9 protein-coding genes are annotated in these 11779 nt (G+C 41.9%); all 9 read left to right on the forward strand.

What is annotated here, in order from left to right; genetic code table 11:
* The first annotated feature begins 24 nt into the window (after nucleotides 1-24).
* Nucleotides 25-903, forward strand: coding sequence for an L-serine ammonia-lyase, iron-sulfur-dependent, subunit alpha (gene sdaAA, locus FXW34_RS01135; protein ID WP_147532055.1), 879 nt, complete (start codon nucleotides 25-27; stop codon nucleotides 901-903).
* 11 nt (nucleotides 904-914) lie between these two features.
* Nucleotides 915-2954, forward strand: a complete 2040-nt coding sequence (gene recG, locus FXW34_RS01140; protein WP_425457382.1) for an ATP-dependent DNA helicase RecG — start codon at nucleotides 915-917, stop codon at nucleotides 2952-2954.
* 461 nt (nucleotides 2955-3415) lie between these two features.
* Nucleotides 3416-3979 carry a transcription factor FapR gene (gene fapR, locus FXW34_RS01145; RefSeq protein ID WP_147532059.1) on the forward strand — a complete coding sequence of 188 codons (564 nt, stop codon included), beginning with the start codon at nucleotides 3416-3418 and terminating at the stop codon, nucleotides 3977-3979.
* Nucleotides 3980-3995: 16 nt separating this feature from the next.
* Nucleotides 3996-4997 carry a phosphate acyltransferase PlsX gene (plsX, locus tag FXW34_RS01150; RefSeq protein WP_147532061.1) on the forward strand — a complete coding sequence of 334 codons (1002 nt, stop codon included), beginning with the start codon at nucleotides 3996-3998 and terminating at the stop codon, nucleotides 4995-4997.
* A gap of 18 nt (nucleotides 4998-5015) precedes the next feature.
* Nucleotides 5016-5960, forward strand: coding sequence for an ACP S-malonyltransferase (gene fabD, locus FXW34_RS01155; protein WP_147532063.1), 945 nt, complete (start codon nucleotides 5016-5018; stop codon nucleotides 5958-5960).
* Nucleotides 5960-6703 carry a 3-oxoacyl-[acyl-carrier-protein] reductase gene (fabG, locus tag FXW34_RS01160; RefSeq protein WP_147532065.1) on the forward strand — a complete coding sequence of 248 codons (744 nt, stop codon included), beginning with the start codon at nucleotides 5960-5962 and terminating at the stop codon, nucleotides 6701-6703. The genes fabD and fabG overlap by 1 nt, the downstream gene beginning before the upstream one ends.
* Before the next feature lie 233 nt (nucleotides 6704-6936).
* Nucleotides 6937-7170 carry an acyl carrier protein gene (gene acpP, locus FXW34_RS01165; protein WP_147532067.1) on the forward strand — a complete coding sequence of 78 codons (234 nt, stop codon included), beginning with the start codon at nucleotides 6937-6939 and terminating at the stop codon, nucleotides 7168-7170.
* A gap of 231 nt (nucleotides 7171-7401) precedes the next feature.
* Nucleotides 7402-8166 carry a ribonuclease III gene (gene rnc, locus FXW34_RS01170; protein ID WP_147532069.1) on the forward strand — a complete coding sequence of 255 codons (765 nt, stop codon included), beginning with the start codon at nucleotides 7402-7404 and terminating at the stop codon, nucleotides 8164-8166.
* A gap of 37 nt (nucleotides 8167-8203) precedes the next feature.
* Entirely contained in the window at nucleotides 8204-11770 is a 3567-nt protein-coding gene (gene smc / locus FXW34_RS01175; protein WP_147532071.1) for a chromosome segregation protein SMC, read from the forward strand.
* Nucleotides 11771-11779: the final 9 nt, after the last annotated feature.

The raw sequence follows: 11779 nt of genomic DNA on the forward strand, positions 1-11779 counted from the left end.
AATTCAAAGCAAGGAGGACATCCAATGTTTCGCAACGTAGCTGAATTGGTTAAACTCGCACAAGAAAAGCAAAAACAAATTGCTGATATTATGATTGAGCAGGAAATGTCTGTAACAGGACGAACAAAGGAAGAAATATTTCGCTTAATGGAGCGAAATTTATCGGTCATGGAACAAGCAGTGGAACGAGGCATAAACGGTGTTCATTCCCATTCCGGCTTAACGGGTGGTGATGCAGTTAAGCTCCAAAATTATATCAAAAAAGGTCAATTTTTATCTGGAGAAACGATGTTGGACGCCGTTAGTAAAGCGGTGGCGACGAATGAAGTGAACGCTGCAATGGGAACCATTTGCGCCACTCCGACTGCAGGAAGTGCAGGGGTCGTTCCCGGGACATTATTTGCGGTAAAAAATAAACTGAATCCCACTCATGAACAAATGGTAAAATACTTATTTACAGCAGGAGCATTTGGGTTTGTGGTTGCCAATAATGCATCCATTTCAGGTGCTGCCGGAGGGTGTCAGGCAGAAGTTGGCTCAGCAGCGGGAATGGCTGCGGCTGCGATCGTTGAAATGGCTGGAGGTACTCCAAATCAATGTGCTGAAGCAATGGCAATTTCTTTGAAAAATATGTTAGGCTTAGTGTGTGATCCTGTTGCAGGATTAGTAGAAGTTCCATGCGTAAAAAGAAATGCGATGGGTGCTGCCAATGCAATGGTGGCAGCCGATATGGCATTAGCAGGAATAACAAGTAGAATACCATGTGATGAAGTCATTGAAGCGATGTTTAAAATTGGCCAGTCGATGCCAGTTACACTTAGAGAAACAGGACAAGGAGGGTTGGCGGCAACACCCACGGGTCGTAAGCTTGAAACAAAGATCTTTGGAAAGCCGTTAAAATAATTGTGAGTACAATGATAAAGGAACCGGTAACAGTATTAAAAGGAATTGGCGAAGAAACGGCGGAAATGCTCGCTGAAATGAATATTCATACTGTTTGCGATTTATTAGAGCACTTTCCATACCGTTATGAGGATTACCGTTTGCGAGATTTGGCAGAAGTTAAGCACGACGAAAGAGTAACGGTGGAGGGGAAGGTTCACAGTGAACCTTCTTTAGTTTTTTATGGTCGCAAAAAATCAAGACTAACGATTCGGCTTTTAGTCGATCGCTATTTAATTCAAGTAGTGTTTTTTAATCAACCATTTTTGAAAAAGAAAATTAGCCTCAATCAACAAGTAACCGTAACTGGAAAATGGGATGCTCACCGCCAAATGATCACAGCCAGTGAAATCCATACAGTGGGCATTTCACAGACGAAAGAGCTTGAGCCTGTTTATGCCGTAAAAGGGAAACTGACAGTGAAAGGGATAAGGAAGTTTATTAAGCTAGCGTTTACACAATTTCAAAATCAAATCAGTGAAACTTTGCCTGAATCGATGTTACAGCGCTATAAATTAATGAATCGCCAAAATGCGCTGAGGGCATTGCATTTTCCCTTAAACCAAGATGAAGTGAAACAGGCACGCAGAAGATTTGTGTATGAGGAGTTTTTATTGTTCCAGCTAAAAATGCAGGCACTTAGGAAATATGAACGCGAACAAGCAGCGGGTGTTGCCCAAAATTTCGACCAACAAAAGGTGGACGAGTTTATCAATCGTCTCCCGTTTCCATTAACGAATGCACAACAGCGAGTGGTTGGCGAAATATTAACAGATTTGCGCTCGCCTTTTCGGATGAATCGCCTCCTCCAAGGCGATGTTGGCTCTGGGAAAACGGTCGTTGCGGCAATCGGTTTATTTGCAAGTGTATCAGCAGGTTTTCAAGGTGCTTTAATGGTGCCGACAGAAATTTTGGCGGAACAGCATGCTGAATCGTTAAAAGGTTTGCTAGAACCGGTTGGGATTAGGAGTGAACTTTTGACTAGCTCGGTTAAGGGGAAGCGCCGTAAAGAAATTCTTGAAAAGCTAAAGTTGGGTGAAATTGATGTGTTAATTGGCACCCATGCCTTAATCCAGGACGAGGTCATATTCAAGAGCTTAGGCTTTGTCATTACCGATGAACAGCATCGTTTTGGAGTAGAGCAACGTCGGATCCTCCGTGAAAAGGGTGTGAACCCTGATGTGTTGTTTATGACGGCCACGCCGATTCCGCGGACGCTCGCGATTACTGTTTTTGGTGAAATGGATGTGTCTATCATCGATGAAATGCCTGCTGGACGAAAAACGATTGAAACGTATTGGGCGAAGCATGATATGCTCGAGCGTGTTTTAGGCTTCATGGAAAAAGAATTAAGAAAAGGACGTCAAGCTTATGTGATTTGTCCCTTAATTGAGGAATCAGAAAAGCTTGATTTGCAAAATGCGCTTGATGTACATAGTACGCTGACGCATTATTTTCAAAATCGTGCCAGGGTTGGCTTGATGCACGGGAAGCTCGCAAGTGTTGAAAAGGATCAAGTCATGAAGGAGTTTAGCGCAAATGAGTTGCAGGTGCTAGTCTCGACGACCGTGGTCGAGGTCGGGGTCAATGTACCGAATGCAACATTTATGCTGATTTATGATGCAGAGCGGTTTGGACTCGCTCAGCTTCACCAGCTTCGTGGCCGAGTCGGACGAGGTTCTGAGCAATCTTATTGTATTCTACTGGCTGATCCGAAAACAGAGGTCGGTAAAGAGCGGATGACGATTATGACTGAGACAAATGATGGATTTGTCGTCAGTGAAAAGGACCTTGAGTTACGCGGACCTGGTGATTTTTTTGGAAAAAAACAAAGCGGACTGCCTGAGTTTAAATTAGCTGATTTAGTCCATGATTATCGGGCGCTCGAAACCGCACGAAACGATGCGGCAGTTTTAATCAATTCTAAAGCCTTTTGGGAAGCCGATGAGTATGCAGTCCTCAGAAGCTACCTCGGGGAATCAGGGGCAATGGCAGGAGAAAAACTAGATTAGGGTCTTTGTGGTGTCTAGCTCCAGCGGCTAGCCCCTCGAACGCTTCGATCAAGCAGTTGAAGTCAAAAAGCCGACTTCACCCGCTTGCCCTCCAGCGTTGTCGTGGCTGAACGAGCCGCTTCCGCTTTTCGAAGTGTCTAGCTCCAGCGGCTAGCCCCTCGAACGCTTCGGTCAAGCAGTTGAAGTCAAAAAGCCGACTTCACCCGCTTGCCCTCCAGCATTGTCGTGGCTGAGCGAGCCGCTTCCGCTTTTCGAAGTGTCTAGCTCCAGCGGCTAGCCCCTCGAACGCTTCGGTCAAGCAGTTGAAGTCAAAAAGCCGACTTCACCCGCTTGCCCTCCAGCATTGTCGTGGCTGAACGAGCCGCTTCCGCTTTTCGATTATTTTTCTCTTGCATTCTCAAACTTCAACTTATATACTACTGTTAGTACCTAGTCATAAGAGCTCGGACGGTGTGATAAATATGAGACGCAATAAAAAAGAACGTCAACAATTATTAAAAAGTACAATTAAGGAAAACCCTTTTATTACAGATGAGGAACTTGCTGAAAAATTCTCTGTCAGCGTGCAAACGATTCGGCTCGATCGCTTAGAATTATCGATTCCAGAGCTACGCGAACGGATTAAGCATGTTGCCGAAAAGCGTTTTGATGATGAAGTTCGTTCACTGCCAATTGATGAAATCATTGGGGAAATAATCGATATTGAATTAGATAAAAGTGCGATTTCCATCTTTGATGTAAGTCGGGAACATGTTTTTAAAAGAAATCAAATTGCCAGAGGGCATCACTTGTTTGCCCAGGCAAATTCGCTTGCCGTAGCGGTAATTGACGATGAATTAGCGCTGACTGCGAAGGCAAATATTCTATTTACTCGGCCGGTTAAAGAAAATGAACGTGTAATTGCCAAAGCAAAAGTAGAAAAAATTGATGATGAGACAGGAAGAACCAAAGTAGAAGTAACTAGCTTTGTGAATAATGAACTTGTCTTTAAAGGCGATTTTGTGATGGTCCGTTCAAAAAAATAACATAAGGATGAGTGTTATGAAAATTGCAATTGATGCAATGGGAGGGGACAACGCTCCTAAGGAAATCGTTCTTGGTGCAATGAAAGCTATTCAACAATTTCCTGATGTTGAAATCACCCTTGTTGGTGATGAAGCAAAAATAAAGCAATATTTAACGAATAATGAACGAATTGATATTTTACATACAGAAGAAGTTATTTTAGCAACAGATGAACCGGTTAGAGCGGTTCGACGAAAAAAAACAGCTTCAATGGTGCTTGCGGCTCAAACTGTTGCCGATGGCAAAGCAGACGCCTGTATTTCTGCAGGTAATACAGGAGCACTTGTTGCAGCTGGCCTATTTGTTGTTGGTAGAATTGAAGGAATCGATCGACCGGCTTTATCGCCAACATTACCAACAATTGGTGGAGAAGGATTTTTGCTGCTTGATGTTGGGGCAAATGCCGATGCTCGTCCGGAACACTTGCAGCAATTTGCAATCATGGGATCGATTTACTCGCAAAAGGTCCGTGGAATTGCGAAACCTCGAGTCGGCTTGTTAAACATTGGTTCAGAGGAAAAGAAGGGTAATGATTTGACTAAGAAAACCTACGAGCTTTTGAAACAAACCGATGTTCATTTTATCGGAAATGTCGAGGCACGTGATTTGTTAGATGGCGTAGCAGATGTTGTTGTGACAGACGGCTTCACCGGAAATATGGTGTTGAAGACGGTGGAAGGAACGGCAATGTCAGTGTTTAAAATGGTGAAATCCACCTTGATGACCTCGATAAAAACAAAAATTGCTGCGGTGATGTTAAAACCAGATCTTTTAGAATTAAAAAATAAAATGGATTACTCTGAGTATGGTGGAGCAGGATTGTTCGGATTAAAGGCACCTGTAATCAAGGCGCATGGGTCTTCCGATGCAAATGCGTTATATAATGCGGTACGCCAAACAAGAGAAATGGTTGGTGGAGATGTGACAGGACTGATTAAGGAATCAGTTGCGAATTTACACACTCCGATTGAAAATTAGGAAAATAGGTGATGAGTAATGGGTAAAATCGCATTTTTATTTCCAGGACAAGGTTCACAAACAGTAGGAATGGGAAAAGAAATGGCCGATTCGTTTGCAGAATCGAGAGCGATTTTTGAAGTAGCAGACCAAACTTTACATACGGATTTATCAAGATTGATTTTTGAAGGACCACAAGAGGAATTGACGCTCACAACGAATGCACAGCCAGCTCTAATGACAACAAGCATTGCCATTTTAGAGCATTTTAAACAATATGGAATTAAACCGGATTACTGTGCGGGGCACAGCCTTGGTGAATATACCGCATTAGTTGCAGCTGGTGCCTTTTCGTTTGAAGATGGCGTGTATGCTGTTCGTAAGCGTGGAGAATTCATGGAAGAAGCTGTTCCGGCAGGCGAAGGAACGATGGCAGCTGTTTTAGGAATGGAACGCGATGCCTTGACAGCAGTTTGTGAAGAAATTACAAATAGTGGAAATCCAGTCCAGCTTGCAAATATGAACTGCCCAGGTCAAATTGTTATTTCTGGCTCTAAAACAGGCGTTGAATTAGCATCTGAAAAAGCTAAAGAAAATGGAGCTAAACGCGTACTACCTCTAGTAGTAAGTGGTCCGTTTCATTCATCATTAATGAAGCCAGCTGCTGAAAAGCTTAGTGACGTTCTTAATGGAATCACGATTAAAAATGTTACGATACCGGTCATTGCCAATGTAACTGCAGCGCCAATGACAGAGGCAGAAGATATTAAGCAAAAGCTAATTCAACAGTTATACTCCCCAGTTCTTTGGGAAGATTCAGTTAAGCAGATGCTAGAGTTAGGTGTAGATACATTTATTGAAATTGGTTCTGGTAAAGTGTTATCCGGATTAGTGAAAAAAGTGGACCGTAAAGCCCGTACTTATTCAGTATCAGATGTGGAAAGCTTAAAGGCAACGATCGAAGCATTGAAGGAGGAAGCATAATGAAATTACAAGGTAAAGCAGTACTTGTTACAGGTGCATCAAGAGGAATTGGCCGTGAAATTGCTTTAGAGCTTGCTAGAGAAGGAGCTAATGTTGCTGTTAACTATTCTGGTAGTGAAGCAAAAGCCCTGGAAGTAGTTGCAGAAATCGAAAGCCTAGGGTGCGAAGCATTTGCTGTTCAATGCGATGTGGCAAATAGCGAATCAGTTGCGGAAATGATTAAAGCAACGATTGATCGTTTTGGAAAATTGGATATACTTGTTAACAATGCAGGTATCACTCGTGATAATCTATTAATGCGCATGAAAGATGAAGAATGGGATTCTGTCATTAACACGAATCTTAAAGGTGTTTTCCTTTGTACGAAGGCAGTTACTCGTCAAATGATGAAGCAGCGTAGCGGTCGTATTATTAATATCGCTTCAATTGTTGGAGTTAGTGGAAATGCGGGTCAAGCTAACTACGTGGCTGCGAAAGCCGGAGTCATCGGCTTAACGAAAACAGCTGCAAAAGAGCTTGCTTCAAGAGGAATTACTGTAAATGCTGTTGCTCCAGGGTTTATCAGTACTGATATGACGGATAAACTAACAGAAGAGGTAAAAGAAGCAATGCTTGGACAAATTCCACTTGCTCGCTTTGGCGAACCAGGCGATATTGCTAAAGTAGTAACTTTCCTTGCTTCTGATGACAGTCGTTATATGACGGGGCAAACTCTTCATGTAGATGGCGGAATGGTGATGTAATCTCTGAAATTTTTAAGAGAGTTCAGTGATACCGTTTATCATTCCTTAACGGGTAGTAAACTCCCCCTTAGGATTCAAAGTTTATTAAGAAGAGTGGTAGGGGGATCAACTACCCGTAAAGGCGATTTAGTTTCAACTAACCATCAGTGTGGGTGAAGAACCCCCACTGATGGAAGTTTCACTTTATTATTAAAACAAAATACTCTATAATTGCTTGAGGGGAGGTGAAAGCAATGGCAGATGTATTAGAACGTGTAACGAAAATCATCGTTGATCGTTTAGGTGTTGAAGAATCTCAAGTAAAATTAGAAGCTTCTTTCAAAGAAGATCTTGGCGCTGATTCCTTAGACGTAGTAGAACTAGTTATGGAATTAGAAGATGAATTTGATATGGAAATTTCTGACGATGATGCTGAGAAAATTGCCACAGTTGGTGACGCTGTGAATTACATAAAAAGCACACTTTAATCGTTAGATGTCTTTTTAAAGCTCCGTTTTTACAACGGGGCTTTATTCTGTAATTTTTGTACACATTTTAACTTGGGCTGTCGTACTGACATTCCAAGTTTCTTTGCGTAAAGAGTTCTTTTTTTTGTAAGATAGTTAAGTGAGACGTTTGGAATTAATTATCGTGTTTCATTCCAAAGTTAAATTTCTTGGGGTGGACATGTTGAATATATTATCAAGGTGGAGACTAGTATGCGCAAAAATGGAAATGATCGAGAAATAAAACTTAGTCGCGCAAAAGAAAACCAATTTAAGGACTTTCAAAAACGGATTGGTTTTGATTATATGAATATCAATTTATTAAAGCAAGCCTTCACACATTCATCCTATGTGAATGAGCATCGTAAAAAGCCTTATGAAGATAATGAAAGGCTAGAATTTTTGGGGGATGCCGTTTTAGAACTGACAGTATCACAATTCCTTTACAAGAAATATCCAATGATGAGCGAGGGTGAACTGACAAAGCTTCGTGCAGCTGTTGTATGTGAACCTTCACTTGTTTATTTTGCCAATGAGCTGCAGTTTGGACAGTTAGTCCTCCTTGGCAAAGGCGAAGAAATGACCGGTGGCAGAGAAAGACCGGCATTATTGGCCGATGTATTTGAAGCTTTCATTGGTGCCCTTTATTTAGATAAAGGTATCGATAGCGTGATTCAGTTTTTAGAAAAGGTTGTTTTCCCAAAAATAGACTCTGGTGCTTTTTCTCATGTGATGGATTTTAAAAGCCAATTGCAGGAATTGGTCCAACGTGATGGCGTTGGTTCGCTTGAGTATAAAATACTTCAAGAAAAAGGTCCGGCTCATAATCGTGAATTTTGTTCCCGTGTTTCATTAAATGGGAAGGAATTAGGAACTGGAACAGGAAGATCGAAAAAGGAAGCTGAGCAGCATGCTGCCCAAATGGCGCTTGAACAGCTTAAAGCATTTATCCAAAAAGAACAGAAACTAGAACAGTAGACACATTAGGGGCATTTGACAAATTGGAGGTAGCAGCATGTTTTTGAAGCGTTTAGATGTCGTTGGTTTTAAATCATTTGCCGAACGAATCTCCGTCGATTTTGTTCCAGGTGTCACTGCTGTCGTTGGTCCTAACGGTAGTGGAAAGAGCAATGTTACCGACGCGATTCGCTGGGTATTAGGAGAACAATCGGCTAAATCTCTCCGTGGTACAAAAATGGAGGATATCATATTTGCCGGCAGTGATACGAGGCGAGCGTTAAATTTTGCGGAAGTAACCTTGACGCTCGATAATGAGGATCAATTCCTACCTGTAGACTACAATGAAGTGAGTGTAACGAGACGTGTTTATCGCTCAGGTGACAGCGAATTTTTGATTAACAAACAAGCTTGTCGACTGAAGGATATTATTGATTTGTTTATGGATTCAGGATTAGGTCGTGAAGCTTTCTCGATTATCAGTCAGGGAAAGGTTGAGGAAATCCTCAACAGTAAAGCCGAGGATCGCCGAACCATTTTTGAAGAGGCAGCGGGTGTCTTAAAATATAAAAATCGAAAGAAAAAAGCGGAGTACAAGCTTGCAGAAACCCAGGAAAACCTAAATCGGGTCAGCGATATTCTTCATGAGCTAGAAGCGCAGGTAGAACCGTTAAAAATCCAGGCCTCACTGGCAAAGGATTATTTGGAAAATAAACGGGATCTAGAGCATTTTGAAGTCGCTTTAACGGTTTATGAAATTGAAGATTTTCATGCGAAATGGGAAAAGCTTTCCAATGATTTGGAGAAGCATCAGGAGGATGAACTTAAGCTTTCCAATCAGCTGCAAATTAAAGAGGCAAAAATAGAAGAAAAGCGTGATAAGATTTTCGCCATCGATGAATCTATCAATGATTTGCAGGCTGTTTTGCTCAAGGTTACAGAGGAGCTAGAGAAGCTTGAGGGGCGCAAGGAAGTTTTGAAGGAACGGAAGAAAAATGCATCACAAAATAAGCAGTTGCTTGAAAAGACAGTTGCTGAGCTAAATGCGAAGGTTGAGGAGCTCGCAAGCGATAAAGAGCTGCAAACTGAGAATGTAGATAAGCTTAAGGCTGCTGCAAGTGCCTTAACAAAGGATTTAAATGAAAAGCTTAGTCAGCTTGAGGCTTTTAGTGAAAATATTGAACAGACGATTGAATCATTAAAAAGTGATTATATTGAATTGCTAAATGACCAGGCAAGTAGCAAAAATGAGCTTCGCAATATTGAGCAGCAACTAGAGCAGCAAAATTTTAGAAATAGTCGATTAGATGAAAATAATGAGACGTTTCTGCAGCAACGCGAGGAAATCAAACAAAACAAAGAAGGAGCTTTAGCCAAACTCTCAGAGGCAAGTAAAAAGCTTGAGGGACAGGTTCAGCTCTATTATCAGGAGCAGCGGAAGCTTGAAACATTAAAAAATCAATACGAAAAGCAGGAAAAGCTACTATATCAAGCCTATCAATATTTGCAGCAATCGAAATCACGGAAGGAAATGCTCGAAGAAATGGAAGAGGATTTCTCGGGGTTCTTCCAAGGCGTAAAGGAAGTACTTAAGGCCCGTAATGGAGCTTTGCAGGGGATTGAAGGGGCAGTAGCAGAATTGATTACTGTGCCGAAGCAATTTGAGACTGCAATGGAAATAGCGCTAGGTGCTGCTATGCAGCATATTGTTGTTGACACAGAACAAAATGCCCGCAGTGCAATTGCGTTCTTAAAGAAGCACTCCTATGGTCGAGCTACCTTTTTACCATTATCCGTGATAAAAGCGAAAAGCCTGGCGGCCTATCAAATCGATGCCATTAAGCAACATCCATCTTTTATTGGCGTGGCTTCATCATTAATTAGTGTTGATGCTAAATATCAGGAAATCATCCAAAACCTGTTGGGCAATGTAGTCATTACAAAGGATTTACAAGGAGCGAACGAATTAGCAAAGCTGCTTCAATATCGCTGTCGTCTGGTGACCCTTGACGGAGATGTTGTCAATCCAGGAGGCTCAATGACAGGTGGAGCAATCAAGCAGAAAAACAATTCGTTGTTGAGTCGTAAAAGTGAGCTTGAAGAGCTAAAGGTAAAAATCGCTGAAATGGACCAGAAAACATCTCAGCTCGAACAGCAAGTTAAGCAGCTAAAGGCCGATAATCAAGCTCAGGAAGTAGAATTGGAGCAACTTCGTAAACAAGGTGAAGAGCTTCGGATTCATGAACAAGCCTTAAAGGGTGATTTGCGAGAAATTGAACTGGCCGAAAAAAATGTTAATGAACGATTGGCACTATATGATATGGAGCGAAACCAATCTGACCAAGACAAGAATGCCCTCAATGCCCGAAAGACAGAGCTAACTGAGAAGCTTGACGAGCTAAATGATGCGATCCAAGCGTTAGATCAACAGATTAAGCAGCTGTCACAGCAAAAAAGTGATGAGTCAACTTCAAAGGATGCGCTTCTGTCAGAAATTAATGATTTGAAAGTCGAACTGGCCTCCCAAAAGGAACAGCTAACCTTTGCGAATGAAACCCTTAATCGAACTTCGCTGGAATTAACAGAAAATCAAGAGAAGTTAATGACGATTCAAGACGATTTACAGCTTCTATCTTCTGAGATGACAAATAACTCTTCAGGTGAGGAACAGCTTGAGATAGCGGCGAAGAAAATGTTCGACGATAAAACTGAAACGATTAAATTTATTGCCGCAAGACGCGACGAGCGAGTGAAGCTGCAGTTAGAGCTTGAAGATGAGGAGCTTGAGGTAAAAGAGCTAAAACGGCAGCATAAAGGCTTAGTCGAGGTGTTAAAGGATGAAGAAGTAAAGCTGAACCGCTTTGATGTTGAGCTGGAAACGCGCCTTTCACACTTGCGTGAGGAGTACATGCTCACATTTGACGCTGCTAAGGCTGATTATCCGTTGACCATGTCCATTGAAGAGGCTCGGAAAAAAGTGAAGCTAATTAAAAAGTCTATCGAAGAATTGGGAACAGTAAATCTAGGTGCAATCGATGAATACGAGCGTGTCTCAGAGCGTTATGAATTTTTATTAGAACAAAAAACGGATTTGCAGAATGCTAAGGATACCCTATATCAAGTAATCAGTGAGATGGATGATGAAATGAAAAAGCGGTTTGAGCAAACGTTTACGGGAATCCGCTCACACTTTGAACCAACCTTCAAAGCTCTATTTGGAGGCGGGAGGGCTGACTTGCGCTTAACCGATCCGAATGATTTATTAAACACAGGGGTTGAAATTGTTGCCCAGCCTCCAGGAAAGAAGCTACAAAACCTTGGCCTACTTTCCGGTGGAGAACGCGCCTTAACGGCGATTGCCCTACTGTTCTCTATTTTAAAAGTACGACCAGTGCCGTTCTGTGTGCTAGATGAGGTGGAAGCAGCACTTGATGAAGCGAATGTTAGCCGCTTTAGTGCTTACTTAAAACGATATAGCAGTGAAACGCAATTTATTGTTATTACCCACCGTAAAGGAACGATGGAAGAAGCAGATGTACTATATGGAATTACGATGCAAGAATCAGGAGTATCAAAACTGGTGTCTGTAAGATTAGAAGAAACACAGGATTTAGTTCAATCATAACGATTCATT

The sequence above is a fragment of the Bacillus marasmi genome (assembly GCF_902168435.1).
GTDB classification, from domain to species: Bacteria; Bacillota; Bacilli; order Bacillales; family Cytobacillaceae; genus Bacillus_BU; species Bacillus_BU marasmi.